We start from the raw sequence: 26857 nt of genomic DNA on the forward strand, positions 1-26857 counted from the left end.
TATGTTGTTTCTTGCCATTAGACAAATTCTTTCGAGACCCCAACAATCAATTTTAACATTGATTGGGATTGTTTTGGGTACTGCAGGTTATATTGTATTCTCTGGAATTATGTTAGGATTCCAGGCAGTCATTACTGACCAATTGGTGAATTCGGATGGTCAAATTAAAATTTCTCCGAAAGACGAACTCATTACGGAAAGAACATTTGAAGATGTTTTTTTTCAAAACAAAATGGTTCGTTGGTTATCTCCTCCATCGGGGCGGACTGATAATTCTCGTTTAACCAATGTTCTTGGGTGGATGGATAAACTTTCGAATGACCACAGAGTTGTATCCTTTGCACCACAGTTAACAAAAGAAGTAATTTTTGTGAATGGGAAAGCAACAGCACCGGCTCGTTTTGTTGGAGTTGATCCGACTATCCAACCCAAAGTCACCAATTTGAGTGATTACATTGTTGAGGGAAAACTTGCGGATTTATCTAGAGGAACTTCCCTTGCCATAATGGGAGAAGGAGTTTTGAATAAACTAGGTGCAAAAATTGGAGATACTATCTCTGTTTATATTCCTGGAACTGATTTGATCCCTGTGAAAGTTGTAGGAGTATTGAGTACCGGGAACCGATTGGTTGATGATGTCACGGTATATTCTTCTTTATCCTCTGTCCAAAGTATTACCAAATCAAGTGGTGAAGTCTCACAAATAATTGTAAAAATTAAAGACATTCGGTCTGCAGCAGCAATCGCCGAGGACTTTCGTTACTTTAGCAAAGATAAAGTGGAAAGTTGGGATGAAGTTAACGCAAGTATACTTCAAGTCTTTAGGACTCAGGATATAGTGCGAAACTCAACAACATTTACTATTATTCTCGTTGTAGCATTTGGAATTTATAATATTCTAAATATGGTTGTGAATCAAAAGAAAAAGGAAGTGGCCATCCTTCGTTCCATTGGCTTTGATGAAAAAGATACAATCCAACTTTTTATTTTCCAAGGATTGTTTTTAGGAACACTTGGCGCCATCATCGGTATTTTTGTAGGAATTTTAGGATGTTATTATATTGATGGAATTCCAATTGGAGATCCAAAACACAATTCAAAAGCCCTGATGAAAACAATGATGATTTCTTGGGACTGGATGATTTATATAAAGGGTTTTTCAATCGCAGTTCTTAGTGCGTCGATTGCGAGTTATATTCCTGCTCGTATGGCAAGTCGTCTTTCTCCTGTAGATATCATTCGAGGAGCTACTTAAATGTTAGGAATCGAAGCCACACATATTTTTAAATCTTTCGGAGAACCACCTCAAGATGTATTGAAAGATGTATCACTTGAGATTGCAGTTGGAGATTTTGTGGCTCTGACTGGAAAATCTGGATCGGGAAAATCAACCTTACTTTATATCGTGAGTGGTTTAGACAATCCAACAAGTGGCGATGTAAAATTGAATGGAAGTTCCCTAGTGGGTATGGGAAGTAAAGAAATTCACACTTTAAGAAATTTATCGATAGGTTTTGTCTTCCAATTTCACTACTTACTTCCTGAACTCACCGGCCTTGAAAACATAACCATGCCTGCAAGAAAAACTGGATCACATAAAATGATCGAAGAGTATGCTTTGCATTTGATGGAAAGTTTTTCCGTATTACACTGTAAGGATAAGTTTCCAAGCCAAATGTCTGGTGGGGAAGGCCAGCGGGTTGCCATCGCACGTGCTCTCGTTCAAAAACCAAAGTTTCTTTTTGCTGACGAACCAACGGGGAATTTAGATACAGCTAATGGAGATAAGGTGATGGAAATATTCAAACGGATCAACAAGGTGGATGGTACCACCATTCTATTTGTCACTCATGATCCTGATTATGCTGGCCTTGCTAGCCGTCGTGTTCATATGATTGATGGTAAAATTGCAGAAATTTCTTAAAAATTCTGCTATATTGGTTTATTTCCGATTCTATAGCAGATATTTTCTAAAAAAAATGATGTTTTCGAGCGTTCATCGCCAAACTTGGTAGAAGTATGTTTGAACACTTTGAAACTGACGCCATCCGCATCCAAACCAAACGAACCGGGGAAAAAGAACATTCCACCCCACTATTTTTAACTTCTAGTTTTGTTTTTGATGATGCAGAACATGCAAGGGCGCTGTTTGCAGAAGAAGTGACCGGCAATCAATACACAAGATTTTCTAATCCGAATACAACCGAGTTAATTGATAAGTTATGTTCTTTGGAACACACAGAGGACGGAATCGCTACGGCTTCGGGAATGTCTGCTGTTTTTACTTCTGTGTTTGGCCTGGTTAAGTCAGGGGATCATATTGTATCTGCTCGCGCCATTTTTGGATCCACTCATCAGATTTTTGCGAACATATTGCCACGATTTGGAGTGACAACTACTTACGTTGATATCAACAAACCAGAGTTATGGGAACCTGCTTTCCAAGAGAATACTAAAATCGTTTATATAGAAACACCTTCTAATCCAGGCCTTGATATTGTAGATCTGGCATGGGTTGCAGCATTATGTAAAAAGAAAAAAGCAATTCTTATAGTTGATAATTGTTTTTGTTCTCCCTATATCCAAAGGCCTGCTGATTTTGGAGCAGATATCGTCGTTCACTCTGCTACTAAATATTTGGATGGGCAAGGCCGTGTGATCGCAGGTATTATTTTAGGCAAAAAAGAATACATCCAACCGATTCGTTATATGGCCCGTAATACTGGCCCATCTTTATCTCCGATGAATGCATGGATCATTTCGAAAAGTTTAGAAACTCTTGCTGTGCGTATGGATAGACATTCTGAAAATGCAATGAAGTTGGCCGAATTTTTAGAACAATCACCCGATGTGGAATTAGTTAGGTATCCTTTTTTACCGAATGATCCTGGTTATGCGATTGCAAAAAAACAAATGAAATCGGGTGGAGGAATTGTTTCCTTTGTGATCAAAGGTGGAGTAGATAGAGCAAGAAAATTTTTAGATGCTTTAAAATGGTTTTCTCTCACTGCCAATTTGGGAGATACAAGAACCACTGTGACCCATCCGACTTCAACGACTCATTCTAAACTAACGGAAGCGGAAAGACTTGCGGTAGGAATTTTACCTGGACTCATTCGAGTGTCTGTTGGTTTAGAACATATTGACGATATTATTGCGGAAGTGAAGCAGGCACTCGCCAATTCAAAGTAAATAATAGATAACGAGAGTTCTTTTTTTCTGATAAGGACTCTTGCAACATCTTTTTAGTTTGTTTGGAGATGATGTCAGCTTTTGTAACCAACTGCTCTTCAAAACTACGAACATATTGTTCATCGGGATTTACTTCAATTTCCCAAAGAAATTCTTGGATTTTATTTTTAGGTAAATAATCAAACTGAACCATTAGAGTTCCATTTGGTTTGATCCTTGTATCAAAGTATTCTTCATTCAAATCGGTGTTCACATATCTACCCACAATCGATTCATCCAAAAGAATTCTATTTTTTTCCTTTGTGATTGCATAAAAACGTAAATAGATCTTCGGAACTACATAAGTAGGAAACATATGACCAACGCCGATGGATTTGATTTCAGCTTTTACTGAATAAAGTCCATTATGTTCTATGATTTTCCAACTTGGCAAAATCGAGTTTTGAACAAAGGATTTATCATGAATCCCTTTCCAGGAGTGTTCCCTGTTTGGCATATGACAGTTTTGGCATTGTACTCCTTGTTTTGCAAAAGGGCTTTTTTCCCATTCGGAATACACTTCCATCAGTTTTTTCCCGTTAAGTTTCACTCCTTCTTCTTTACTTTCATGACAAGATTTACAAAACTTTGATGATTCAAAATCTTCTTTCACAATATAACCGTTATGTGGAAGTTTTTCGATTGGAATATCCTTGTTTGATTCTATTTTTAAGTTTGATTTTGGCGGTGGTCCAAATCGAATTTGGTTTCTGATATGACAAGAGGCACATAGAATCGAAGGATTTTTAATTCCATTTGGGAAGTTATGGGATTTTGAGCTGAGGATTTCAGGAGTTAAAAATTCAGTCGCAAGTTCTGATTTAGTCTCAGGAAGAGGTGAGTGGCAGCTAAAACAAGATCTGTATTCCTCAGATTTCAGAATTTCTTTCTGCCATAAAAAACCTTTGCCAATGGATTTTGCGTGGAAACTATTTTGCCAATTTTGGAATTGTTCCGTATGGCAAGTACCACAAGCATTTGGATCCATATTCTTTTCTAATGGAGAAAAATGCGAAGGAGGTTGCCCTTGTATTTGGATGGGATGGTTCCAGTGAGACTCCAAAAAATTTGAGTCAGAACAACTTACGAACATTGGGACTAAAATGAGAATGTTCGTAAGTTGGAAGTTCAGATATTGCATACCTATTCGTAAACAATACGATAAGGATTATCCCCCGCAAGCATTTCCACCGCCGCCGGAAGGTGCACCACTGCCACCAGACGATCCACCAGTAGAAGTTCCTCGTAAAAATGCCTTGTCTTCAGTTCTCAGTTTGTTTGCTGTTTTTGAATATTGTCTTGAGATATCCAGTTGGTAATTGGGAACATTGTTGTCTGCATTTGCTGTATTACTTTCCGAAAGTGTAACAATGTCTGTCCTCCAATAAGAAGCCGGCTGTGTGATGGCACTTGGGCTTGATCCAGAAGGCGGAGTTCGAAGTCCCAGGGCACCAAATTGTTTCCATCCTCCTTCATATAATCTTGTTGGTTTGCCAAGAATTTGGTGTAACACAAACCAAACTAGAGATCCTTTGTTTGCGTCTTCCCCATAAACATAGATTTGTTTGTTCGTTGGGTATCCTGTATTGTTTAGATACGTTTGGAGTTGGGCAAAGGATTTGAATTGGAAGGTTGTTCCGTCATACAAATCGGTAGGGATCAAATTTGTCGCAGACTTCACTCGTCCTTCATAAGTAACCACGCAAGTATTCGTAACAAATGTTGAATTTGTTTTAGTTGTACAGTTTGCATACTTAGATCCAGATGCAGTCGAGTTGGTAGTCCCCGTATAAGAAGCATTTGGTCTGCCATCAATTAGAAAAAAACCTTCTGTTGGAATTGGATCTACCTCTTCCAGATTTGTGTTCCCATTTTTAATGGCATGAATTAAATCTCCAATTGTGAGTTGCAAAACAGTATGGTCCCGGTAAAGAGTTTTGATACTCCCTGCTCGATTGCTATTAGCATACGTATAGGATGGAGTTGTAAATATACTCCCTGCTACTGTTAGATCTGCAATGGAACCATTTAGAATGGCTAACCTTTCTTTTGGAAACCCCCAATAAAGTAAGGAATAATAAGCAAAAGTTGCAGAAGATAAATTGGTTAGCGAAGATGTATCTTGTGCAAATACAACATAATCAATCGCAGGATCAATTCCATATATGGCAAAAAAATCAGATATTTTTTTTCCTTTAGGAACAATTCCATCAATTGATAACACTCCGTCATCTCTTGTGTCTGTCAGTAATTCAGGTAAATTTGCAATTGGATAAGCGAAGCTTTGTTTTCCATCAAAGAAAACATAACGCCCACTTGCGACACCTGATGTTTGCACCTGAAAAACAATCAAATTTCCAGATACTCCAACAGGTCGATTGTTACTCCAATTGGATAAAAAACGAGAGAACTTAGTTGATGTAATGAGTCCACTTTCATTTGCATTATAATCAGAATTGGATAAAGTTGCCAGTTCTCCAGGTGAATAAATTCGAAATAAAAAAGGAGTTAAGTCTAGTTTCATACTCTGTGGTAAAAACAGATATTCTGGCAGACCTTTACAACCAAGTATTTGGATGAATAAAACAGTGAATATAGCTAAGTATTTAAGTTTCATTGATAACCTCAGAGATTGTATGGTAGTGTCGCAGCAAAACCAACAGTTTTAAGTCTAGCTGTGTTATAGCCGGCGATTGTTTCCGAATAAAATAGGGTATAAAAATTTCCAAAACTGTCTGAATAACTCAAACCAACTTCAGCATTATGGAAATCTTCTTTTCTTCCCCATGCGGGCCGTTCATTTTGTACGTAAAGATCATATGGATTGATTCCGTAGATGGATGGTTGCGGATAACGAACCATATTCAATGGAGGCTGTTGCCTTGGATCGGCATACGCATACCCTCCTTGTCCAACTTGTCCACGAAGTCCTACCGTTAAAAAAAGCGATTCGAAAAATCGTTTATAAATCGCAGAGTAGTAAAGAATATCATCTGGAACTGGATTCTCACGTTTACGATAGGAAAATTCACCTAAAGAACCGAGTCCCCATACTCCAAAATCTTTTGCTAAATAGAGATTTACTTCTCCGCCACTTGCACCATCTCCAAGTGATTGCGGGTTACGATCATAATCTCCTCGTTTGATTCCTCCAACACGAAGAGAAATTGTGGGCATCCATCGGTATTTCGAATCGAACTCGTCTAGGATTTTGTAACGGAGTCCAAATCTTGTATCCATAAAGCCATATTTATCTGGAACATCTGGGGTTTGTTGTAACCCTAAATATCTGTTAAATACTCTATGTCTTCCAAGTTTACCAAAACCTAATGTTAAATCTGCGGTTAACCGATCAGTAATCCCGTATTCTAAAGCTAAGTTTGATACCGCTAAATGAACGTTATCGTCATACTTCGCTTTTTGTCCGGCTAAAAAGGCGCTGTCGTATTCGGAATGAATGAATACAGGACGTACCCAAAGTTGTCTTTCATAGGGAGCCCAAGCTTGTTGTGAATAGATACTTGAGCTAACAAAAAAAGTAAGAAATAAAAATGATTTGATATAGTTGAAGTAGGGTTTCATGTATTATTCCTTCTTTTTGTCTGGAAATTTCACATTGAACCGAATTTGGATGAAATATTCGAGGGCCTGGAGTTGTTCTTCCGTTAATTTTCCGGCAAAATCAGGAAGATTCACTCGTCTTTTTTCTGTATTTGGTAGACTACCTTGTAAGTATTCTAAACGTTCTTCTTGTTCAACCAATTTAACATTTGTTTGTTTTTCTAAGGTAATGTCTTGGTTGTAGACTGCTTTTCCAAGATGGTATTTTTCTCTATCTTGGCCTTGTGGAATGTTTGCGATCCCACCGCCACCAATTCCACCGGATGCACTTAATGCTGTAATGAGTGTTAACTGAATAAATATAATTTTTGATAAGTTCTTCATATAACTTTCCCTGTTGTATCGATTTATTTATTTTTTAGAGGGAAGTTGGAACATCCCTCTAATCTTTTTTAAAAGTTTTATCGTTTGTATGCTTTGTCTTCTTCCACAATCTTTCTTGAAGTTGTTGCGAAAGTATTCAAATTAGTAGGAAGACTTGGATCAACATCTCCAGCTACATTGTAGGTAATCACTTCTGATAATTCTGGTACATCTGTTCTAAACGGAGAATCCGAAGGTAATTTTGGTGCAGGTCCTCCACCAGTCAAACTACCCCATTCAATCCAACTTCCATCATAGTATGTAGAAGGGTATCCGAGGATAGCGATGTAAGAAAATCCAGTCACCTGTGATCTGTTATTTGTTCTGCAAAGTTGGATCGCAGTTTGTCCTGCTTGGTATCCTTTCCCATCATAATATGCTTTTAGAGTCGCTTTTTGCAAAAAACGAAATTCTGTGTCGAGTAAATCAGTCCACTTTACTTCTTTTGCACCTTTGATTCTACCTTCAAAACCAACATATTTTCCAGCTACTTCGGAAGCTGTACTTTTGATCACACCATTGTATTCATTGCTTGTTCCCGAAGAAGATCGTGCATCAGAAATAAATACACTAGACGAAAGGCCAGTAACAGTAACGTTGTTAGGTGCCTTTACCGCTTTAATGACGTCTTCCAATGGCAACATAAGAATTGTATTATCTACTCTGAGTGAACGAACAGAATAACGATTTGTGAAACCCGGAGGTGTATTTGTAGTTGAGCTGAAAGGAACAAAATTTCCATCAGTGACTGCAAGTCGAGGGAGTGTTCCATTGAGGAATGCTAAGTTTTTTGCATCAAATCCCCAATAACGGAAAGTATAAAATCCTCTGAGTGTTCCTTGGACGTGGCTATTGGCATTGGCAGAAGAAACAAAAACTACTAAGTCATTGATTGGATCAATTCCATAACGATTTAATATCGAATCAACTTTTGCTCCGTTTGCAATGATGGAAACAGTATCACTAAGTCCACTATTTCTTTTTTGACTAAATCCATCACCGCCATCAAGAGCACTTGCCCCATCAGCAAATGTAAAACTATAGACAACAACATCGTTTCCATTTCCGGCGATGTATTCTTTTCCGACTGTGGCACTGGCACCATTTTGCAGGATAACCAATTTACCGTTGATACCAGCAGGTTTTGTTCCCGCCCAATTGTTCACCCATTTACCTAAAGTTGATGGAGTGATGAGGCCATATTCGTTTAGATTGTAATCATCGTTAGATTCTTTGGCTAACTCTGCTGCGCTGTTGACCTTGATTCCTGAAGAAAGGGCAAGTGCTGCTAGGAGTAAACTTTGGGTATCGTTATTCTTATTGGCTCCACCGCAGGCTCCGATGAACCCCGCGGTAATAAGAGCAATCAGTTTGGAAACTAAATTGGTTTTCATTTGTAAATCCTTAGATTGAATTCCCGTTTTTTCTCTGTAGGGGTTGCACCAGAGACAAAAACAAGGTAAGGTCAGTCTGAAAAAGAGGGAGAAAACCAAAAACCGATTATCTTATATATTGAATATAAAATCCTATATAACGCACAAAATATTCTCGGGATGTACATTCTTTTGGACCCCCTGTTTGGGAAGAGAAAGAAGGTCCATAAGTTCCTATGTTTTTTTTATCTTACCTTTTTTGAAGCGATCCAAATGAATTTGGATTCTTCTGGGGATTCATTTTCAATCGATTCCAATTCTGAAATTGGGAAAAAAGCACTGTCCGATGTTTCTAAAAATAACTCTTTTGTTTTTAGTTTAATTTTGGATTGTCCGCTCACTTGGTAGATTTTGATATCAAATGCCGTTGGCAAATGTCCGAATTGAGTGAGCTTCCCAGTGGCCAGTTTCCATTCGACAATGCTCAAACGGTCTCTTTCTTCCTGGTAAAAAACGCGAGATTCTGCTGTGTTTTTAGGGGAAATCCAACGTCTTCCTTCGTTTGCGCCAATAAACCTGGGAGATTGTGCAAATAAATCAGGAATCATTTCTCCAATGGGAATCCGGAGTGATTTGGATAATTTCCATAAAATTCCAATGCTTGGAGTGGTTTTGCCCGACTCTATGAGTCCGAGCATTCCTCGACTTACGGTTGATAGCTGAGATAGTTTTTCCATTGATAACCCTAACTCAAGCCTTCGCCGTTTTAAGGTTTCTCCAAGAACAACCGTCAAAACTTCGTCTACATTTCTTTCGTTTTCTGTTGTGGCCGAAAAACTATCAATTTCTGTTTCCATACCCAATACTTCCCTTTGGGGCTATGTTTGATATATTGGATAGTTTGTAAAGTAAAATGAATATTTGTTTAAAATACCACAATAGACAGAAAACGGATATGAGGGCTTCGGCAAGTAGGATTGGGTCTGGGATTTCATAGAAATAAGTGAAATCTTGTCCCAGTCGAACTTTGGTAAGGTAGGATAGTTGTGGGACCAAAACCAAAATCCAAGGGAGGGTGGATGGATTGGGAGATATTAAAATGATCGGGAGAAGAACCAAAAAATACCAAGGATTGGATACGGGAAGTAGGGATAAAAATAGAAAACTATACACAAAATACAAATTGTATTGAATGAAAAATTTTTTAAACTTTTGGATTCGATTTTTTTTCTCTAACGAAAGAAATACGTATGCAGTCATCATGATCAATTGGATCAAAAAAGGAAAAACTTTAAGGTCTGCTACTCCGAATAATCTCCAGAATGGTTCATAAAACTGGTTGAATTTGAAATTTGCACCAAATTTAAGTAAGTTGGTTGTTCCAAAATCAATTGTGTTTGGAAAAAGTATATAATAGATAAAAAAGAAAATAAAAAATCCAAGAAAAAAAGAAAGGGTATTTAAAATCCAATCTACAATTTGGTTTTTCCAGTTTTGGATTTTCATTGTAACAATTAAATAAAACGAATAAAGTAACGAAAATATTTTAACATGAACTCCAAGGCCCAATAGAAAACTTGCGAAAAATCTTTTTTTATCTTTTACTAATCGAAAGAAAACAAAAGCAAAAGATAAAACTAAAATTTCAAAATGGAAGTTTACATAAACTTCTTTGATAAGAATCGGAAAACTCCAATAGAGTAGAAGTTGTTTGTTGAATTTCTTTTTGGAAAAAAAAAGAATACAGGCAGTCTCAAAAAAAAGATAACTGAGTTTAAGAAAAATTCCCGAAAAACCAGGTGAAAATAAAGCAAAAAATAGCAAAACAAAAGGGCTATAGATGGTCGTCCAATCGGGATGATTGATATTTGATAAAATTTCTATTTCGGATTCCGATATGTTTTGCTTTTGAAAATAGGTAGAGGCTGTGATTTGGTAAGGAGATTCTCCGTTACGAATTAAATTCCCTTCCCATAAGTATCTTGACCAATCGTCTTCCCAAATTGGTGGAAAAAAAATACAAAGGATTCTGAACCCAAATCCTATAAGAAAAATTAATTGTGAATGTTTTTTAAAAAAAGTTTTAGGTAAGGTTACCATCCCCAAAAAGAGAATGGTAACTAGAGAAAAAAAGGAAAAAAGAATCCATTGTATCAAAGTTTTACTACAAACTTATTTATTGAAGTTTAGGTTGTTGCATCGTTCACAAATTTCTTCCGGAATGATTCCCAGTTTCATCAGTAAACCAAAGATAAAACAACCAGCACACCATCCTAAAAAAGATTCGAGTGAAGCAAAAAAAACAAGAGTTGCAAGAGTGATTTGGTAAGCGAAGGAATAACCCAAAATAAAGAATCCAATTGCACTCAAACTAAAGAGAAATCCAATCAACTGCGCAAATCGTTTTGGTGGTCCTGCCGCTCCTACAAAAGAGATTCCAAGCCATGGCACTAAATACCGAGAGGTAAAAAAAGCAAATGGCTCAAACTTTGGTCCATAACTCAATCGTAGAGAAAATCCAAGTAACAGGAGTCCAAGTACATAGGCATTCGGAAATAAGATAGCGATGACGCCGAGGAATACAACAGTTGAAGCAACAATTCTTGTGACATTTTCATTGACCACATCCGGATAGTATCCAATTTTCATATTGCCCTCCATTTGCTTCCAAATTACGAAGAGGGTTCAATTGGGCAAGAAAAATTCGCTTTCTTGGATGAAATGTTTATTTTATTGACGAAAATTCGTCTTAAAAGAGAAAGATTTTAGAAATTGGGAGGGAACCTTTATGAAAGTATTCCGTGGTTATGGGATTTATCTTTTTTCTTTGTCTCTGGTTTGGGCTTTTTGGCTTCAATTGACTGCAGGGCCCAAGGTCCAGCCAGGAGATTCCCAAGAAACCCCTTGGTTTCTTTCCAAAGAATCCTCGTATCCATTCACTCAATTTACCATTCTCGATACACGTTCCTCCATTCAGCGTTGGAAGAATAAGGTTCCTGGTTCCAAAGTCATTACATGGGAAGAGTTATCAAGAACGGATATCCCACACAAGGGAGAATTGTTGGAATTAAAATTAGTACGTAAAAAAATCAATGATTTAGGAATCAAATTAAAAGACAGCATACTTGTGTTAGGTGATGGTGCAAGTGGATGGGGAGAGGAGGGGCGTATTGTTTGGAGTCTGCGCGAAGCAGGGTTTACACAAGCCTATTGGTTGGATGGTGGATTTGAAACTTATGAAAAGGAAATTCGAAAGAGAACAAATTTAAAGTCAGAAAATAATATAAACCCGACTCCTAAACCTTCTAAACCAAATTCCAATTCATCCTATGCAATCCAAAAAGAGGAACTTGTGAAAGGTTTATCCTCAAAAGCATACCAAATCCTTGATACTCGCGAGCCGAGAGAATTTTCGGGAGCCACACCGTATGGCGAAGTCCGTGGGGGGCATATCCCTGGAGCAAAGTCAGCATTTTACCAAGAGTTATTCGATGCAAAAGGCCAAATCAAATCGAAGGCCGAGGTGGAACTTTATTTAAAACGTTTGGGAATCAAAAAAGAAAAACCGGTCGTTGCTTATTGCACAGGAGGGGTTCGATCCGCTTTTGTCGTTGGAATTCTTCGCACCTATGGTTATAATGCTTATAACTATGCGGGATCTATGTGGGAATGGTCTCACGACCCAAATCTTCCTTTGGAAACTGGAAATTGAAACGAAACATTTACATCTCTTTTTTTCTTTTTCTGATTTTAGGTGCGAGTGTTTTGATTTATCTCAACCAAAGAGAAGTTCCCATTGAACAGGTGTTCCCTGGAAAAGTTTGGGCAAAACCAATTGAAAACCTACCAGATTTAAAGGCAGTAGGGGCACCAACCGCAAAAAATTGCGGAAATTGTCACACGGAAATTTATGAAGAGTGGAAACGTTCCACCCATGCCAATGCCCTTTCGGATATCCAATTTCAGTCAGAATTAGCAAAACCAAGTTCACCAAAATGGATTTGTTTGAACTGCCATATTCCTGTCCAAAACCAAAGAGAAACCATCATCACTGGACTAAAAAATGGAGATTATTTCCGACCAATAGAAATTGTAAATCCTAGTTTCAACCCAGAGATGAAAGCCGAAGGTGTCACTTGCGCATCTTGCCATGTTCGTGTGGATTCTGAAACTAAAGAAAGTTATGTGATTGGTGGAACAGGCGGAACTTCACCGCCTCATCCTGTAAAAATAGATCGCAAACAGTTGCTTAGTCGTTGTTACGATTGCCATAATGAAACTTATACTTTAAACGAATCACTTGTTTGTTCTTTCCAAACAGGCACAGAGTTAATCGCTACTAAATCAAATGAATCCTGTTCTTCTTGTCACCAACCAGAAGTTCGTAGGTCATTTGTAAAACCATCCCTAAACAAACCAATCCGAAGATCACACAAACATGGATTTATTGGAGGAGGAGTTCCAAAATCTTTTGAACTGTATTCTGACCAAATTCGATTGGGTTATAAACCAGGGATTGTCCTTTCCAATATAAAAGTAGAAAACAATACAGTCGAATTGACCTTAACCAACACAAATGCAGATCATCATGTTACAACTGGAGATCCTGAAAGATTTTATCGACTAACACTCACAGGTCTAAATAAAAAAGGAAATATTGTTTTTAAAGAAGAAACTACAATTGGGCAAGAATGGTCTTGGTCTCCTTCTGCAAAAAAAGTTAGTGATTCGCGAATTCCATCGGGGAAAAACTTTGTTTGGACTTTGGAACAAAAGGATCCTCTGATTGAATCTTTTCTTTTCCAAGCGGTTCACGTTCGGTTAAAGGACAAAACTTCTGACTATATGATCCTTTCTTCTAGTAACCTTTCCTCTCCGTATAAAGAAAAAGTGGAAAAAATGAAAGATTTGTATCCTCATAGTTCGATTATCATTGAATCAATCTACCAATTGAAAACAAAAAATAGAAAGGACACTCCTTTAGAAGAACTTTTCCGAAGGAATATACAGAGAAAAGGTGAATAAAGTTCTTTGTATTATTCCAGCAAGAGATGAGGAAGAGGGCATCTTTCGTGCGTTAAATGGCCTAATCGATGGTTCTGGTTTAAGTAAATCTCAGTTTATAGTCGTCAACAATGCATCAAAAGACCAAACCCCAAAGATTGTAAAAGAAATGGGTTTGTTGTTATTGGACTGCCCAAAAATTGGATATGGTAATGCTTGTTTGGTGGCATTGGATTGGATCAATCAATCAAAATTGAATCCCGAATATATTTTATTCTGTGATGCGGATGGTTCAGATGATCCTTCTGACATTCAAAAATTGATTCGGGTGATAGACGAAACAAAATCCGATTTAGTGATTGGTTCAAGGACTATTGGGAATGTTGAGAAAGGTGCTTTGTCCCCAATCCAAATTTTTGGAAATGCTCTCACTTGTTTTTTGATCGTCCTCTTTTTTCGACGTAAATTTACGGACATGGGTCCGCTTCGAATTGTCAAATATACATCCTTTCACAAATTACAGATGCAGGATCCAACTTGGGGATGGAATATTGAAATGCATATAAAGGCTATGCAACTTGGGTTTGATATTCGTGAAATTTCAGTCAATTATCGAAAACGTTTTGCGGGTGTTTCCAAAATTTCTGGAACAATTTCAATGTCTTTGCGTGTGGGTATCAAAATTTTATTCACTTTCTTTCGGTTATTAATTTTCCGTGTACGTTAGTCATCAGTTTTTGAAAGTTCTTTTGTTTTTGATTTATCCGATTCTTTTATTTGTTTCGGTACATTTTGGAAATAGAAATGAATTCAGTGTAATCCTTGTAGTGGCCTTTGTTTTGCCCCTGTATTTTTATTTTTTATCAGACATCCTACCTTTGTTTGGGAATCGCTTTTATCTTTTTCTTTTGTATGGAATTTTCTTGCGAGTAGTTGTGATTGGCTCTCCTGCAGTTTGGAGTGATGATATTTATCGTTATTTATTTGATGTAAAACTATTTTTGAATGGCATCTCACCTTATCATCATACTCCTCGAGAATTTTTTGAATTTGGGAACGCTTTGAATCTGGGGTTGGACTTTTTGTTTTTGAAGATGAATAGTCCTGATTATTATTCCGTTTATCCTTTGTTATTACAAATTTTTTATTCCTTGGGAACTTTGTTAGGTTCTATATTTGGAAACAGTTTGGTGGGAATTCAGATTCTCTTTGTTGTAGTCGAAAGTATCAATTTGGCTCTTATCCGAAAATTATACCCGCATAGCGAAAACAAATCTTATTGGTTGTATTTTGGAAATCCGATTGTCATCATCGAAGGAGTATCTCAAATGCATCCTGAGGTTCTGGTAGTCACAGGATTTTTATTTATATTTATTTTGAGGTCCAATTGGTTTCATTTGTTATCTTTTTTTATCCTAACACAATTAAAGTTAAATTTATTTCTTTTTGTTTTTGGATTTCGTGGAGACAGAAGGTTTTGGATTCGTTTGGGATTGGTTTTGATTGTTTCGCTTTTGATTTGGAAATTGACAGTGTTTTCTGATTTGTTATTGCAAGGCAGTTCCGGTATCGGACTTTTTTTTCATTCCTTTCGATTTGCTGGTATTTTGGAACCTTTTTTCTATTTCATTTTATCGATATTCGAAGCCGAGTATTTGTCTGGGGTCATTTCATTTTCTATTTTGGGCTTTGTTCTTATTTATTTATTCAAAGAAAAATATTTTTATCGCCTAACAATGATGAATTCTTTTTTGGTTTTGTATTCTTTGTTTCTTTTGTTTTCGCCAGTCATTCATCCTTGGTATTGGATTCCATGGATTTTGTTTATGGTCGAAAAAAAGAATGCCATAAAAATTCTGTCTTTCATTGTATTTTTGGCTTTTTTATCTTACGGAATGTATGTGTATTATGAATTCGTATACATCCATTGGCTGGTTTCAATTTTGGTTTTAGGTTTATATGGGAAAAAACAAATTAATTATCTTCGCAAAACAACCTGAACTTGGAAAAGTAAAAACTCGCCTAGCAGTGAGTATTGGAGAAGACCAAACTTTAAAAATTTATAGGGAGCTCCTTGTAATCACAAAAAAAATAACTTCCAATCTCTCTGTTGAAAAAATAGTGTATTGGGATCATCTTCCTATTGTGAATCCTTTAGAATTTGAGTTTGGTGATTCAACGAAAGTCCAAGCAGAAGGAGATCTTGGAGTTAAAATGAGAACTGCCTTTGAAGATGAATTCCGGTCAAATTTTGGAAAGGTTGTGATCATTGGAACCGACTGTCCCTTTTTAACAAAGGAAATTTTAGAGAAGGCATACCTGAGTTTGGATACAACTGATTTTGTAATTGGTCCTGCTTTGGACGGAGGATATTATCTTTTGGGGATGAGAGAATTTTTTCCCTATGTTTTTGATTCTATTCCCTGGAGCACAAGTGAAGTTCTTCCGCTTACACTTGAGGTTATACAGAAAAATAAAAAAACTGTTACTTTACTTGAAGAGTTAAATGATATTGATGATATCAATGACCTCAAAGAATGGAAAGGTACACTTTAAGGAAGTGGTTGTAATTTAATTTCGACACGTCTGTTGAGAGCTTGGTGTTCTTTTGTTTTGTTAGGTGATTTTGCATTACCATAAAACAATCTTCTGATTTGGTTTGGTTCCACAAAGTGGATCAAAAAGAAACGTTCTACTTCTAACGACCTTTTTTCGCTAATGATAATATCTTCAGAAGCCGTTTTTCCTTCATTTGCATGTGCATGAATGTACACAGAATAGTTACGATTTTGGTTTAAAAAATCTGCAACGGGTTGTAATCGAATTAAATCTGATTTAGAAATTTTAGAAGAATGATTCGAAAAGTAGATCGTAAATGATTTTTCATCGGAAGCCTGTTCCGTTTTTTTATAAGGATTCTCAAAAACATATCCTTCCTGCGCGACAAGATCTTTTGTGAATAAACAATATTGAACAGTGTAAGTTAACAAAAGCAAACGAAGGCTTTTGTTTAAAAGTAGATGGCGCATAGTCTAATCATCGGATAGTTTGAAAATAATCAATATGATAGATTTTAAAAATGTGATTGAAATATGTCCCTTCCAATTCATTTTCAAGTGTAAGGTGTATGAATGAAACTAAAAGATTTAGCTGAACAATTAGGTGCAAATTTCACTGGTTCCGGTGATTTAGAAATCAATGGGATTAAAGATTTGGAGCACCATACTCCCGTAGATCCAAATAGCATTTATTACGTAGCTTCTAAAAAATACTTAGCCAAACATAAAAAAGCTTCGGATGTAAAAGTAGCTTTAACAGTCGATTCGCTTGCTTCACAATTTCCTAATGCTATTATTATTCCAGAAGAAGGTTCTAAGGTAAAATTCATTCAAGTTGTCTCTTTGTTTGAAAAAAAACCAAAATATGTGGCTTCTATTTCCTCCAAAGCTAGTATCCATCCTTCCGCCAAACTTGGGAAAGATGTGACGATTATGGATTTTGCTGTGATCCAAGAAAATGTAGTCATTGGTGATCGCGCCGTTATTTATCCCAATGTTGTTTTGGAATCAGATGTGGAAATTGGAGAAGAAACAGTTTTAAAATCTGGTGTCGTCGTATATTACAATTGTAAGTTGGGGAAAAGAAACTTGATCCATTCTAATACTGTCATTGGTGCAGATGGGTTCGGGTTTTATGATTATGCAGGGGTGCGGTACAAAGTCCCTCAAATTGGAAACGTCATCATTGGTGATGAAGTAGAAATGGGTGCTCATTGCACTGTGGACCGAGCCGCTCTTGAATCCACCACCATTGGGAATTTTACAAAGTTTGATGACCATGTGCATGTCGGTCATAACTGCCGTGTTGGAAATTACGTTTATATTGCGGGTGCCACTGTACTTGCTGGTTCTGTTACGATTGAAGACGGATGTTTCCTTGCAGGGCAATCTGCGGTAGCAGAACACCTAACAATGAAAAAAGGTTCGATTTTAATGGGCTTATCGGGACTTACCGAAGATTCTAAAGAAAAAACTGCATACTTTGGAATTCCCGCAAGACCAGCATTGGAAATGCATCGAATTCACAGTTCGTTGCCAGTGTTACCAGAAATAGCAAAAGATTTTTCAAAAAGAAAGAAGTTGGAGTCCTAAAGACTTCGACTTTATTTTTTAGATTCTAAGATCCACTGTTTCCAGACATCTGGAACAAATCCAATGGTTGCGCGTTTTCCATCTCGAACGATTGGAGTTTTGAAAAGAAGAGGGTTTGTGAGTAAGGCCTCTTCTTTGTCGTATAACATGTATTTGAGATTTTTGTCTTCGTAAACTTTGGATTCTGTATCAACCAAGTCATCTAAACTGACACTACCGAGAATGGAACGAAGTTCTCCCTTGCTCATCTCTTTTTCCTGCAGGTTGATGAACTGAAAATTCACACGACGTTCTTGGAAGAAGAGTTGAGCCTTCTTCGTGTCTTTGCATTTTTTGGTTCCGAAGATTTGGAGATTCATCCAAAAATAGACTTTTTGAAATCTTCTAAAAGAGGTTCAGGACCTGACAACATCAATTCGATTTGGTCTTTGTCCAAATCATACATGACATGTGCTTGTAGGTATAAAGTGAATTCTTCTGCAGAAACTTTTTTGGCATCGAAGTTTTCTTTTAGAAAGTTATACCAAGCAGCAAGGATGACTTTTTGGTGAGCCAATTCTTTAATACCGATGGTAATGATTTTAGAAGGTTTCATGTAATTTTCTTAAAAATGATACTTTCATCAATGGATCGTCAATCCAAAAACCTTTGGAAGACTGAAAAATAAAGAACCCATGATCCCGTATTCATATCTAACCTTCGAAAAGTTTGTGCAGTGCTCACAGTGGCATCTAAGATTCGAGTGTCATCAATCACACCCACTTTCCCGTCGGCTCGTATATAGAAACTTGAAGTTTCTCCATTATAGTTTCCGCTAAACTTATCGATGGCAACATGATGATAACCAAGGCCAATTTGAAAAAATGTGTTTTCGTATAACCTGTGATTGATGGCAGTCTCTGCTCGATATGCAAGCCCACTTCCTCGTAACCTTCCTTTTTGATTGAAGTATTGGGTATCCGGAGGTAACTCACCCACTGAATATCCTCTTATGTTCCAATCAGCAGAGGTAAATCCAATCCCCAACCCGTTTTCCCATTCCCAATTTCGAAAGATAGGCATTGAAAAGTAATACATTCCTAGAACATGGTAGGAATAAATTTCAGACCGAAGTTTTGTATAATAAAGGTCGCTTGTAACTTCGGTTAGGTGTAGCATTTGCCAATCATTCCTACCAACAACAAACCCGACCCTTGATCTTGAATCCAAAAGGAAACGAACAAAACCTTCATACAAGTTGGTGGACTTTCCTCCACTCAAACTGACGTCAGAAAAAACCAATGGATTAAAGGTAGAAGAGAACTGTTTTAGGTCACCGTCAAATCGACCTGGAATTCGTTCACCAGCACCATATCGCATGCCCACTTCGATCCCTGAGGGTTCGGCGACCAAGTTACCAAGAGCCAGAGAAGAAATCATAAAAACCAGAAGCGAAAGGATCACAATACATCTTGACATAACAATTTATTCCAATTTCGTGAGGAAGAACCAATATGGAAACACTCTTTCAAAACGGATCTACGTTTAATCTGATTTTAGGATCAGACATTCTCAGCCCTTATTTCTATCTCATTTTGATTGCCTCTGTGTATTTGAGCTTTCGATTGGGATTTCCACAAATTCGTTTTCTCTTCCTCGCTCTCAAGATCCTTACGGGCAATATGGACTTCAAAGGTTCCAAGGGACAATTGGTTCATTCACAGGCATTTTTCGCAGGAATCGGTTCTTCGTTACTTGTAGGTTCTGTGATTGGAACGGCTTTGGCCATCGCATATGGCGGAATTGGCGTTCTTTTTTGGATTTGGGTCATGAGTTTACTCGTGATGCCCGTCCGTTTTGTTTCTTCAACACTCGCAGTCAAATTTAGAAACCAACTTCCGAGTGGTCGTTATCTTTCTGGACCAATGTATTTTATCGAAAAAGCTTTGCGGGCCAAATGGCTTGCCGTTGCCTTTTCCCTCGCAAGTTTGGTAACAGTCCTTTTGTTCGGTGGAATTTTTCCTTATGTGGGACTGACATATATCACCAAAGAGGGTTTGAGTTTATCCGGTTTATCAGGTCCAATTTCCATTTCTGTCATTTTACTTTTTATTGTCATTGGTGGTGTTAGGCGAGTTGGTCGCGCTGCTTCCATCCTTGCTCCTATTGGTATCATTCTTTTCATTTTTGGTTACGTATCTTTGTTTTCCGGTGGAATGATTTCCTTTTTTGGATTTTTGTCGGACGTTACAAAAGAAGCGTTTTCTATCAAGGCCTTACAAGGTGGTGGGGCATTTGGGATTTTACGTGGTCTTTCTGTTTCCCTAAGTACTTTCTTTTTGTCTACCGAAACTGCAGTCGGAAAATCTTCAGGGATTGCTGGGGTAGTTCGAACTGATTACGCCGCAAAACAAGGGTTAGTGAGTATGCTTGCCTCCTTTTTTGAAGGATTTGTGATGGCGACACTCGTTGGTTTTGTTTTGTATTCTTACGGAGCAGTCAATTTAGAAACTATTCTTTCCTTCCCAAATCGAATTTTAGAACAAAAGGAATCATTGCCAGCCATTCTATTTTTTGTATCCTTCCTTTGTTTTGGAGTTCTTAGTCTTGCTGGTTGGTTCTATAGTGGAGAACAAAATGCATTTTATGTATTTGGTGAAAAGTTTTCCAATTTTTTTAGAATGTTATTCATCGGATCAACTCTTGGTTTTGCGTATCTTTATGTAAAATACGGAATCGATGTATTTATATTTGTAATGCATTGGGGTTATATTGCAGCAGTCATTACTAGTGTGCCATTGTTAGTTTCTCTTATGTTGCTTGGTAAATCGGCCAATTTGGAGCTAAAAAAGTATCTTTCCGAATCAGGTGCTCGTTACGAAATTTTCAAAGACATTTACCTATTGTTTTTAACCTTACTTCCTAAAAACTTAATTTCCAAACTCTTTGGTTACTTCTCCATGTTTAAGATGCCAAGATTTATGATGATTCCCATCTTAAAGGCATTTGCTAAGGCTTATAAAATTAATTTGAGCGAAGCGGAACTTGAAATTAAAGAATATGCCTCTCTCAATCAATTTTTTACTCGTGCCCTTCGTGCGGAAGCAAGGATCATCGATTCGGCGGCCAACGCTGTGGTTTCTCCTACAGATTCTAAAATCACAAGCTTTGGAAATATCAGCCAATCGACCATTATCCAAGCCAAAGGGATTGATTATTCCGTAAAAGAATTGTTAGGTTCCGAAAAGTATTATCCTTACTTCACAAATGGTAAATACATTACCTTTTATTTATCCCCACAAGATTACCACCGCATCCACAGTCCATTCGCTGGTCAAATTCTTGGATATTATTATGAGCCGGGAAAACTTTTCCCTGTGAATGATTTAGCAGTTCTCAATATTCGTGGACTTTTCCCTAAAAACGAAAGGCTTATCACCTTCTTACAAACGGAATACGGCAAAATAGCTGTCATTAAGGTCGGGGCGTCTAACGTAGGTAAAATTCGAGTGACGTATGACAATAAAATCGTCACAAACAATTGGATTCGTTTTGCGAAGGAACACCATTACAAAGATGTTTCTATTATGATCGACAAAGGGTCGGAACTGGGACGTTTTGAAATGGGGTCCACAGTCATCCTTGTTTTCGAAAATGACACCATCGACTTGACAAACATCACCCTCGGTGACAAAATCCAATACGGAACCACAGTTGGGAATTTTCGTTCCAAAACGACAAAACTACCGGTGAAACCTTAAAAATGTCGAATTCACAACTTGCCACCTTCCCAAAAGAAATTTCTTTCGACGATGATTCTTTGTACATCGAATGGAAGGATGGCCATGGGTCGAAGTATTCCCTTCTGGATTTACGTAAAAAATGCCCATGTGCCACTTGTCGGGGCGGGCATGGTGGAAAAGTAGGGGATGCAACGGGCCATATCCAGTCCATCAAACTCCTTTCTTGGACCAAAGTGGGTCGGTATGCGATTTCCATTGTCTGGAGTGACTACCATAACACTGGAATTTACTCGTATGACAATCTCCGTGCCTATTCGGACGGATTTGCGAGCGCATTCGACTAATCTCTCTTACTTTTTGTCAATTCGGAAAAAAACTGAGTGACAAAAAGATTCATATTATGTCTCATTATCCTAAGTTTTCCGGAGATAAAAGGGTATGGGTGAAGGTTCACTCTCACAAGACGAGATAGACGCATTACTACAAGGTGCGGATGATACATTCGACCTCTCTTCTTTAAGTGGCGCCGCAAGTTCGTCATCGGACAACCTATCTCCTATTGACCGCGACATTATTTCTGATGTGATCGGCTCTGCATTCCAGGTGGCGGGGAACACACTTGGCACGATCTTGGCAAAAAACACTCGTTTTATGAACCCTGCCACCGAATCGAGCTCCTCTGCTGACATTCAAAAGGAACTTGGAACAAAATCCGTTAGTTTATTTTCAACAATTAGCGGAAGTTTGGCGGGACGAGTTTGTCTGATCATGGCCCAAGAAAACGCAGCAAAAATTGCTGGTGTGATGATGGGGGGAATGACTCCACCAGGCCAATTAGACAATGCTCAACTTCAAACTTTAAAAGATTCATTATCTCCTATTCTCGGAACTGTGACGGCACAGATCGGAATGAAACTTGGTGGTACCATGTCCGGTAGCCCACCGGAGATTGCTCTTGTCAATTCAGGCCGTGATTTACAACTACCAGATGACAATAATTTGGTGAAAACCTCTCTCAGTTTAAATATTGATGGAGTTGGTTCTTTTAAAGTATATTATGTAATTGCTCTGTCTATGGCTAATTCCGTTTTGGATATCCAAAAGGGTGGTGGCCAAAAACAACAACAACAGTCTGGTGGAATGAACGTCAACATGCAACCTAACATGGGCATGGGTGGCGGCCAAGGATCTGTTGGAATCAAAGGTGTTAATTTCCCATCTCTTGCAACGGCAGGTGGTGGTCCTGGACAAACAAACCTCAACCTTCTCATGGATGTGCAGATGGCACTGACAGTAGAGCTCGGTAGAACCAAAATGTACATCAAAGATATTTTGGGATTGGGTGAAGGTTCTATCATCGAGTTGGATAAGTTAGCTGGTGAGCCAGTGGACTTACTTGTGAACGGCAAACTCATTGCAAAAGGTGAGGTTGTGGTGATCGATGAAAACTTTGGGGTTCGTGTTACCGATATTGTAAGTCCTACTGACCGACTCAAAGGCGAAAAATGATCAGATCCATCCATAAAAGCTTAAAACAAAAGGGGCAAGTTATGTACTTTTGCCTAATCCTTGTTTTGGCTGTTTCCCCTGTCATTTCTCAAAATACAGAAACCAAGGAATTGGATCAAATCCTTCGCCAGGAATTGGGTGACCCTAAATCCAAACCATCCGATGTTAATAATTCCAATTCTGGTCCAAAGTTTGAAGGATCGACTAACGCAGGCAATTCGAACGCTGGTGAGGCCACAAAAGGAAAAGAAGAAACCAATCTCATCCAAGAAAGATATGCTGAAAATTCGGATGATTCCCCTTCTGCCACTTGGATCTTACTGAAAATTTTATTTATTTTGGCCATCCTTGTGGGTGCAGGTTATTATCTCATTTTGCAAATGCAAAAATCAAAATCGGCTAAGTATCCTGTAAAAGGATTCATGAAGGTTTTGTCTAGTTTGCCACTTTCGGCCACACAATCAGTTCAAATTATAGAAGTGGGTGGTCGTACACTCGTGCTCGGTGTTGCCGATGGTTCTGTGAGTTTACTTACGGAAGTGACTGCCCCAGACGAAAAATCGCAAATCCAAAAGTTGAAAGAGGAAGCGGATCCTTACGTTCCTAATTTTTTGGAAACTGTCCTCGAAAGTTTACAATCCAAAGCACAAAGAAAAATCCGAATCAACCCTTCCAAGATGGAAAGTTTGGAATTTGATGGGGCAGCAGAGATCCAAAGGAAAGCGAAAGAAGGACTAGAGCGCCTACGCAAACACCGTGAATTGTTAGAGGGAGGGGAATCGTGAAATTGCGTTTTTTATCCTTCCTTAAGAGACATAAATCGATTATTTTTCTCATTGGAATTTTATTTCTCATCACAGCTGCTGGGTTTACTGGCCTTATGGCTCAGGACAAAGGTTCGAGGATTCCTATCCCTAATTTATCATTTAACGTAAATGAGGCGCGGGGACCTAAAGAAACAAGTTTGTCTCTGATGATTCTTTTTCTTGTGACGATTCTCTCCTTGGCACCAGCCATTGTGATGAGTGTCACTTCGTTTACGAAGGTTGTGATTGTATTTGATTTTGTGAGAAGGGCTCTCTCTTTACAAAACTTACCACCAAACCAAGTGATGATGGGTCTTGCTTTGTTTGTTACTTTTTTTATTATGGCACCTACTATTGGTAAGGTGAATGATGAAGCTCTCCAACCTTACTTAAATGGGAAAATTGATCAAACGGCGATGATGGAAGGATCCATGAAACATCTTCGTCAATTCATGATCAGGCAACTAGGAAAAGATGGAACAAAGGATGTTGCTCTATTTTTGAAAATTGGGAAAGTACAAAATGTAAAATCCTTTGAGGATGTTCCTTCTTATGTTTTAGTTCCTGCTTTTATGTTAAGCGAAATCAAAAAAGCTTTTATCATTGGGATTTATATCTTTATACCATTTATTGTGATCGATTTGATTGTTGCTTCTGCCCTTCTTGCTATGGGTTTTATGATGTTACCTCCGGTAATGATCTCTCTTCCATTAAAGCTTATTCTTTTCATTTTGATTGATGGATGGAACTTACTTGTTTTGGAACTTGTGAGGAGTTATAAATGACAGAAGTCGATGTTGTCAACTTGATGCGAGAAGCATTCATTGTGACTCTAAAAATTTCTAGTCCCATCTTAATTACTGCACTTGTGGTGGGACTGATTGTTGGGATTTTACAAACCACAACTTCTATTCAAGAGCCAACCATTGCATTTGTTCCTAAACTTGTTTCTATTTTTGCTGTGATTGTATTTTTTTCGGCTTGGATGGTACGGGTAATGACAGACTATACACGTGAAATTTTTTTTATGATAGAAAAGATATGATATGGAATCATTTGTTTTACACTTTCAATCTTTTCTCTTTGTCTTAGTTCGACTACTCGGACTTTTCCTTGTAGCACCCTTTTTCTCTTCTGAATCAATCAATTTTTCACTGCGTATGATCTTTTCCTTTATGGTTACATTGATTGTTTATCCTGTAGTGGCAACTTACATGCCACCTGTCCCCGGCCATATGATCAACTTCGGTATCCTTATTATTTCAGAAATGTTGGTTGGTGTATTTATTGGATTTCTCGTATCACTTGTGTTCGCTGCCTTCCAAATGGCTGGAGAATTTTTTAATAATCAAATTGGCTTTGGTTATACGGAAATTCTAGACCCAGTCACTCAAAATTCACTTCCAGCAATTGGAACCATGAAAAACCTAATGGCAACGGCACTGTTTCTTGTGATTGGAGCACATAGGTTTCTCATTGAAACAATTGCTTATTCTTTTGAAAAAATTAGAATCATTGCGTTTACCGGAAAGGTAAATGCTGGGTTATATCGGTTGATGGAAGAGGCGATTGGGGCTATGTTTGTTGTTAGCTTTAAAATCGCACTCCCTGTGATGGGGATTTTATTTTTGGTCTCACTTGCGGAAGGCCTTATGGGAAAGGCGGCACAACAGATGAATGTGATGTCCATGTCTTTCCCACTCAAAGTTTTTATTGGAACTCTCACTCTCATTGCAACCATTACGTTCATTGCAACTCAAATGGTACAAGGAATTCAAATTTCCATGGATAAGGCAAGTTTACTCATCCGGGAGTGGCCTAATTTATGAAAAGAAAAATGAAGTTTTTTTTCGGTAATACAGCTACATGGATGGAATCCATAACCAAATATTTGTTTGGCGGTACTTGCTTTTTACCAGTAGAACTTACCGAAAATTTGGTTACCAAGTTTTTTCCAAAAGATCTTCATTTTTCCACCGGTTATTATGAGATAGATCTCCAGCTTTTTGCTGCCGCAGATGAAGGTCGAACTGAACCGCCGAGTGAACGTCGGAGAAGAGAAGAAAAAGAAAAGGGGAATGTCCCTAAGTCCAACGAAGTGGCATCCACACTTGTTTTGTTAGGTGGAACAGGTGTATTATTTGTTTTGGGTGACACATTTATACGAAACACGGCTATTTTTATCAAAAAATACCTTCCCATGGGAATGAAACTAGATCGATTCGGGGCAGAGGAATTTCGTGTGATCCTTGCCGGTGTTTCCCGTGATTTTTTCAACCTTCTTTGGCCTATCCTTGCGATTACCCTTGTGTTTGCTATTGTTGGGAATGTGGTGCAGGTAGGGTTTATGTTTTCTCCGAGAGCACTTTCCTTTCGATTTGATCGAATCTCACCAAATTTTAAACGGGTTTTGCCAAATCGCCAAACTTTGTTTAATTTAGTAAAGTCTCTCGCAAAAGTAGTGTTAATCGGTGTAATTAGTTATGTTTTAATTTCAGGCGATTTTTTGAAAGTGCTTTTGACGGGAAATATGGGAATGATGCAGGCCATTACTCTCATCACGTATTCTGGATTTAAGATTATGATGGCTGCTGGACTATTGTTGCTGGGGATAGCAGTCGCTGACTTTTTTTTCCAAAAGTCTGAATTTGAAGAATCTCTCAAACAAACACCTTCGGAAGCAAAACGAGAGATGAAAGAAGATTCAGGTGATCCTGTAATGAAAAACAGAAGGATGCAATTGGCAAGGGATATGATGCAGGGAAATATGCTTCGTGAAGTCCCAAAAGCCGATGTTGTGATAACCAATCCCACACATTATTCTGTAGCCTTATCTTATGAAATGGGAAGGGACTCTGCACCGAGAGTGATTGCTAAGGGTGAAAACCGCCTAGCACTTGAAATACGAAGGATAGCACGTGAGAACGATGTCCCAATTATCGAAAGTCCAAAACAAGCACGTCTTTTATATGCGCAAGTAGAAGTGGGAGAAGAAATCCCACAAGAATTCTTCCAAGCGGTGGTACAAATCCTTATCACCCTTGAGAAGTTCAAAAAAAAAGTAGGAATGGCATAAA

General features: G+C 38.0%; 29 protein-coding genes. 17 read left to right on the forward strand and 12 right to left on the reverse strand.

Annotated elements, in window-relative coordinates; genetic code table 11:
• The first annotated feature begins 1 nt into the window (after position 1).
• The 3 genes from EHR01_RS07920 to EHR01_RS07930 all read left to right on the forward strand — a co-directional run bounded on the left by EHR01_RS07920 (position 2) and on the right by EHR01_RS07930 (position 3192).
• Positions 2 to 1255 (forward strand): ABC transporter permease, encoded by a 1254-nt coding sequence (locus tag EHR01_RS07920; protein WP_135694143.1) that lies wholly within the window; start codon positions 2 to 4, stop codon positions 1253 to 1255.
• Positions 1256 to 1924, forward strand: coding sequence for an ABC transporter ATP-binding protein (locus EHR01_RS07925; RefSeq protein WP_135694144.1), 669 nt, complete (start codon positions 1256 to 1258; stop codon positions 1922 to 1924).
• 95 nt (positions 1925 to 2019) lie between these two features.
• Positions 2020 to 3192, forward strand: a complete 1173-nt coding sequence (locus tag EHR01_RS07930) for a trans-sulfuration enzyme family protein (RefSeq protein ID WP_135694145.1) — start codon at positions 2020 to 2022, stop codon at positions 3190 to 3192.
• On the opposite strand, the gene EHR01_RS07935 is transcribed toward EHR01_RS07930, so the two are convergent.
• The 8 genes from EHR01_RS07935 to EHR01_RS07975 form a co-directional block, all read right to left on the reverse strand.
• Positions 3152 to 4372 (reverse strand): multiheme c-type cytochrome, encoded by a 1221-nt coding sequence (locus EHR01_RS07935; RefSeq protein WP_244310022.1) that lies wholly within the window; start codon positions 4370 to 4372, stop codon positions 3152 to 3154. The genes EHR01_RS07930 and EHR01_RS07935 overlap by 41 nt on opposite strands.
• 27 nt (positions 4373 to 4399) lie before the next feature.
• On the reverse strand, positions 4400 to 5848 hold the full coding sequence (locus tag EHR01_RS07940; protein ID WP_135694146.1) for a rhodanese-like domain-containing protein: 1449 nt from the start codon (positions 5846 to 5848) through the stop codon (positions 4400 to 4402).
• Between the two features lie 8 nt (positions 5849 to 5856).
• Positions 5857 to 6813 (reverse strand): hypothetical protein, encoded by a 957-nt coding sequence (locus tag EHR01_RS07945; RefSeq protein WP_135694147.1) that lies wholly within the window; start codon positions 6811 to 6813, stop codon positions 5857 to 5859.
• 3 nt (positions 6814 to 6816) lie between these two features.
• On the reverse strand, positions 6817 to 7176 hold the full coding sequence (locus EHR01_RS07950; RefSeq protein ID WP_135694148.1) for a hypothetical protein: 360 nt from the start codon (positions 7174 to 7176) through the stop codon (positions 6817 to 6819).
• Positions 7177 to 7253: 77 nt separating this feature from the next.
• Positions 7254 to 8609: a rhodanese gene (locus EHR01_RS07955; RefSeq protein ID WP_135694149.1), complete on the reverse strand. Its 1356-nt coding sequence runs from the start codon at positions 8607 to 8609 to the stop codon at positions 7254 to 7256.
• A 224-nt stretch (positions 8610 to 8833) separates the two neighbouring features.
• Entirely contained in the window at positions 8834 to 9445 is a 612-nt protein-coding gene (locus EHR01_RS07960; RefSeq protein ID WP_135694150.1) for a helix-turn-helix domain-containing protein, read from the reverse strand.
• Complete coding sequence (locus EHR01_RS07965; RefSeq protein WP_244310023.1) at positions 9429 to 10688, reverse strand: hypothetical protein; 1260 nt, start codon at positions 10686 to 10688, stop codon at positions 9429 to 9431. The genes EHR01_RS07960 and EHR01_RS07965 overlap by 17 nt, the downstream gene beginning before the upstream one ends.
• A gap of 72 nt (positions 10689 to 10760) precedes the next feature.
• On the reverse strand, positions 10761 to 11237 hold the full coding sequence (locus EHR01_RS07975) for a DUF4395 domain-containing protein (protein WP_135694151.1): 477 nt from the start codon (positions 11235 to 11237) through the stop codon (positions 10761 to 10763).
• A 139-nt stretch (positions 11238 to 11376) separates the two neighbouring features.
• Here EHR01_RS07975 and EHR01_RS07980 point away from each other — a divergent pair, with 139 nt between their 5' ends.
• From EHR01_RS07980 to EHR01_RS08000, 5 genes are read left to right on the forward strand one after another with little or no spacing between them, the layout of a single operon-like run.
• On the forward strand, positions 11377 to 12300 hold the full coding sequence (locus EHR01_RS07980; protein ID WP_135694152.1) for a sulfurtransferase: 924 nt from the start codon (positions 11377 to 11379) through the stop codon (positions 12298 to 12300).
• The gene (locus tag EHR01_RS07985; RefSeq protein WP_135694153.1) at positions 12258 to 13613 is read left to right on the forward strand and encodes a multiheme c-type cytochrome; all 1356 of its coding nucleotides are present in this window, start codon (positions 12258 to 12260) and stop codon (positions 13611 to 13613) included. The genes EHR01_RS07980 and EHR01_RS07985 overlap by 43 nt, the downstream gene beginning before the upstream one ends.
• On the forward strand, positions 13606 to 14319 hold the full coding sequence (locus tag EHR01_RS07990) for a glycosyltransferase family 2 protein (protein WP_135694154.1): 714 nt from the start codon (positions 13606 to 13608) through the stop codon (positions 14317 to 14319). The genes EHR01_RS07985 and EHR01_RS07990 overlap by 8 nt, the downstream gene beginning before the upstream one ends.
• Positions 14309 to 15592, forward strand: coding sequence for an MptA/MptB family glycosyltransferase (locus tag EHR01_RS07995; protein WP_135694155.1), 1284 nt, complete (start codon positions 14309 to 14311; stop codon positions 15590 to 15592). The genes EHR01_RS07990 and EHR01_RS07995 overlap by 11 nt, the downstream gene beginning before the upstream one ends.
• Positions 15552 to 16148: a TIGR04282 family arsenosugar biosynthesis glycosyltransferase gene (locus tag EHR01_RS08000; protein WP_135694156.1), complete on the forward strand. Its 597-nt coding sequence runs from the start codon at positions 15552 to 15554 to the stop codon at positions 16146 to 16148. Before EHR01_RS07995 ends, EHR01_RS08000 begins: the two co-directional genes overlap by 41 nt.
• On the opposite strand, the gene EHR01_RS08005 is transcribed toward EHR01_RS08000, so the two are convergent.
• Positions 16145 to 16621: an OmpA family protein gene (locus EHR01_RS08005; RefSeq protein ID WP_135694157.1), complete on the reverse strand. Its 477-nt coding sequence runs from the start codon at positions 16619 to 16621 to the stop codon at positions 16145 to 16147. The two genes, EHR01_RS08000 and EHR01_RS08005, sit on opposite strands and share 4 nt — an antisense overlap.
• Positions 16622 to 16723: 102 nt before the next feature.
• On the opposite strand from EHR01_RS08005, the gene lpxD reads away from it, so the two are divergent.
• Positions 16724 to 17743 (forward strand): UDP-3-O-(3-hydroxymyristoyl)glucosamine N-acyltransferase, encoded by a 1020-nt coding sequence (lpxD, locus tag EHR01_RS08010; protein ID WP_135694158.1) that lies wholly within the window; start codon positions 16724 to 16726, stop codon positions 17741 to 17743.
• 11 nt (positions 17744 to 17754) lie between these two features.
• Here lpxD and EHR01_RS08015 read toward each other — a convergent pair whose 3' ends face one another.
• The 3 genes from EHR01_RS08015 to EHR01_RS08025 are packed head-to-tail and all read right to left on the reverse strand — an operon-like array spanning position 17755 to position 19201.
• On the reverse strand, positions 17755 to 18102 hold the full coding sequence (locus tag EHR01_RS08015) for an arsenate reductase family protein (RefSeq protein ID WP_135694159.1): 348 nt from the start codon (positions 18100 to 18102) through the stop codon (positions 17755 to 17757).
• Positions 18099 to 18338: a hypothetical protein gene (locus EHR01_RS08020; RefSeq protein ID WP_100744426.1), complete on the reverse strand. Its 240-nt coding sequence runs from the start codon at positions 18336 to 18338 to the stop codon at positions 18099 to 18101. The genes EHR01_RS08015 and EHR01_RS08020 overlap by 4 nt, the downstream gene beginning before the upstream one ends.
• Before the next feature lie 38 nt (positions 18339 to 18376).
• Complete coding sequence (locus tag EHR01_RS08025) at positions 18377 to 19201, reverse strand: LIC_11366 family protein (RefSeq protein ID WP_135694160.1); 825 nt, start codon at positions 19199 to 19201, stop codon at positions 18377 to 18379.
• Positions 19202 to 19236: 35 nt separating this feature from the next.
• Here EHR01_RS08025 and asd point away from each other — a divergent pair, with 35 nt between their 5' ends.
• The 8 genes from asd to EHR01_RS08065 all read left to right on the forward strand — a co-directional run bounded on the left by asd (position 19237) and on the right by EHR01_RS08065 (position 26856).
• Complete coding sequence (gene asd, locus EHR01_RS08030; RefSeq protein ID WP_135694161.1) at positions 19237 to 21483, forward strand: archaetidylserine decarboxylase; 2247 nt, start codon at positions 19237 to 19239, stop codon at positions 21481 to 21483.
• A 2-nt stretch (positions 21484 to 21485) separates the two neighbouring features.
• Entirely contained in the window at positions 21486 to 21809 is a 324-nt protein-coding gene (locus EHR01_RS08035) for a DUF971 domain-containing protein (protein WP_004787162.1), read from the forward strand.
• A gap of 94 nt (positions 21810 to 21903) precedes the next feature.
• Positions 21904 to 22974 (forward strand): flagellar motor switch protein FliN, encoded by a 1071-nt coding sequence (gene fliN, locus EHR01_RS08040; RefSeq protein WP_100735520.1) that lies wholly within the window; start codon positions 21904 to 21906, stop codon positions 22972 to 22974.
• Positions 22975 to 23015: 41 nt separating this feature from the next.
• Positions 23016 to 23759: a FliO/MopB family protein gene (locus tag EHR01_RS08045; protein ID WP_135694162.1), complete on the forward strand. Its 744-nt coding sequence runs from the start codon at positions 23016 to 23018 to the stop codon at positions 23757 to 23759.
• Complete coding sequence (gene fliP, locus EHR01_RS08050) at positions 23756 to 24565, forward strand: flagellar type III secretion system pore protein FliP (protein ID WP_135694163.1); 810 nt, start codon at positions 23756 to 23758, stop codon at positions 24563 to 24565. Before EHR01_RS08045 ends, fliP begins: the two co-directional genes overlap by 4 nt.
• Positions 24562 to 24825 carry a flagellar biosynthesis protein FliQ gene (fliQ, locus tag EHR01_RS08055; protein WP_004786411.1) on the forward strand — a complete coding sequence of 88 codons (264 nt, stop codon included), beginning with the start codon at positions 24562 to 24564 and terminating at the stop codon, positions 24823 to 24825. Before fliP ends, fliQ begins: the two co-directional genes overlap by 4 nt.
• 1 nt (position 24826) lies before the next feature.
• Positions 24827 to 25609 (forward strand): flagellar biosynthetic protein FliR, encoded by a 783-nt coding sequence (fliR, locus tag EHR01_RS08060; RefSeq protein ID WP_135694164.1) that lies wholly within the window; start codon positions 24827 to 24829, stop codon positions 25607 to 25609.
• Positions 25606 to 26856 carry an EscU/YscU/HrcU family type III secretion system export apparatus switch protein gene (locus EHR01_RS08065; RefSeq protein WP_135694165.1) on the forward strand — a complete coding sequence of 417 codons (1251 nt, stop codon included), beginning with the start codon at positions 25606 to 25608 and terminating at the stop codon, positions 26854 to 26856. Before fliR ends, EHR01_RS08065 begins: the two co-directional genes overlap by 4 nt.
• Position 26857: the final 1 nt, after the last annotated feature.

The sequence above is a fragment of the Leptospira mtsangambouensis genome, from assembly GCF_004770475.1.
Lineage (GTDB): Bacteria > Spirochaetota > Leptospiria > Leptospirales > Leptospiraceae > Leptospira_A > Leptospira_A mtsangambouensis.

What these genes read in the sequence shown, in the direction of transcription:
- EHR01_RS07975 (WP_135694151.1), bottom strand. Translation starts at nt 11,237, where the DNA reads ATGAAAATTGGATACTATCCGGATGTGGTCAATGAAAATGTCACAAGA.
- EHR01_RS08015 (WP_135694159.1), bottom strand. Translation starts at nt 18,102, where the DNA reads ATGAATCTCCAAATCTTCGGAACCAAAAAATGCAAAGACACGAAGAAG.
- EHR01_RS07920 (WP_135694143.1), top strand. Translation starts at nt 2, where the DNA reads ATGTTGTTTCTTGCCATTAGACAAATTCTTTCGAGACCCCAACAATCA.
- fliQ (WP_004786411.1), top strand. Translation starts at nt 24,562, where the DNA reads ATGACAGAAGTCGATGTTGTCAACTTGATGCGAGAAGCATTCATTGTG.
- EHR01_RS08005 (WP_135694157.1), bottom strand. Translation starts at nt 16,621, where the DNA reads ATGCGCCATCTACTTTTAAACAAAAGCCTTCGTTTGCTTTTGTTAACT.
- fliN (WP_100735520.1), top strand. Translation starts at nt 21,904, where the DNA reads ATGGGTGAAGGTTCACTCTCACAAGACGAGATAGACGCATTACTACAA.
- EHR01_RS08045 (WP_135694162.1), top strand. Translation starts at nt 23,016, where the DNA reads ATGTACTTTTGCCTAATCCTTGTTTTGGCTGTTTCCCCTGTCATTTCT.
- EHR01_RS07940 (WP_135694146.1), bottom strand. Translation starts at nt 5,848, where the DNA reads ATGAAACTTAAATACTTAGCTATATTCACTGTTTTATTCATCCAAATA.
- EHR01_RS08000 (WP_135694156.1), top strand. Translation starts at nt 15,552, where the DNA reads ATGGGAAAAAACAAATTAATTATCTTCGCAAAACAACCTGAACTTGGA.
- EHR01_RS08035 (WP_004787162.1), top strand. Translation starts at nt 21,486, where the DNA reads ATGTCGAATTCACAACTTGCCACCTTCCCAAAAGAAATTTCTTTCGAC.
- EHR01_RS07945 (WP_135694147.1), bottom strand. Translation starts at nt 6,813, where the DNA reads ATGAAACCCTACTTCAACTATATCAAATCATTTTTATTTCTTACTTTT.
- EHR01_RS07925 (WP_135694144.1), top strand. Translation starts at nt 1,256, where the DNA reads ATGTTAGGAATCGAAGCCACACATATTTTTAAATCTTTCGGAGAACCA.
- EHR01_RS07980 (WP_135694152.1), top strand. Translation starts at nt 11,377, where the DNA reads ATGAAAGTATTCCGTGGTTATGGGATTTATCTTTTTTCTTTGTCTCTG.
- EHR01_RS07965 (WP_244310023.1), bottom strand. Translation starts at nt 10,688, where the DNA reads ATGGTAACCTTACCTAAAACTTTTTTTAAAAAACATTCACAATTAATT.
- EHR01_RS07935 (WP_244310022.1), bottom strand. Translation starts at nt 4,372, where the DNA reads ATGCAATATCTGAACTTCCAACTTACGAACATTCTCATTTTAGTCCCA.
- EHR01_RS08065 (WP_135694165.1), top strand. Translation starts at nt 25,606, where the DNA reads ATGAAAAGAAAAATGAAGTTTTTTTTCGGTAATACAGCTACATGGATG.
- asd (WP_135694161.1), top strand. Translation starts at nt 19,237, where the DNA reads ATGGAAACACTCTTTCAAAACGGATCTACGTTTAATCTGATTTTAGGA.
- EHR01_RS07955 (WP_135694149.1), bottom strand. Translation starts at nt 8,609, where the DNA reads ATGAAAACCAATTTAGTTTCCAAACTGATTGCTCTTATTACCGCGGGG.
- lpxD (WP_135694158.1), top strand. Translation starts at nt 16,724, where the DNA reads ATGAAACTAAAAGATTTAGCTGAACAATTAGGTGCAAATTTCACTGGT.
- EHR01_RS07930 (WP_135694145.1), top strand. Translation starts at nt 2,020, where the DNA reads ATGTTTGAACACTTTGAAACTGACGCCATCCGCATCCAAACCAAACGA.
- EHR01_RS07960 (WP_135694150.1), bottom strand. Translation starts at nt 9,445, where the DNA reads ATGGAAACAGAAATTGATAGTTTTTCGGCCACAACAGAAAACGAAAGA.
- fliR (WP_135694164.1), top strand. Translation starts at nt 24,827, where the DNA reads ATGGAATCATTTGTTTTACACTTTCAATCTTTTCTCTTTGTCTTAGTT.
- EHR01_RS07985 (WP_135694153.1), top strand. Translation starts at nt 12,258, where the DNA reads ATGGTCTCACGACCCAAATCTTCCTTTGGAAACTGGAAATTGAAACGA.
- EHR01_RS08025 (WP_135694160.1), bottom strand. Translation starts at nt 19,201, where the DNA reads ATGTCAAGATGTATTGTGATCCTTTCGCTTCTGGTTTTTATGATTTCT.
- EHR01_RS07950 (WP_135694148.1), bottom strand. Translation starts at nt 7,176, where the DNA reads ATGAAGAACTTATCAAAAATTATATTTATTCAGTTAACACTCATTACA.
- EHR01_RS08020 (WP_100744426.1), bottom strand. Translation starts at nt 18,338, where the DNA reads ATGAAACCTTCTAAAATCATTACCATCGGTATTAAAGAATTGGCTCAC.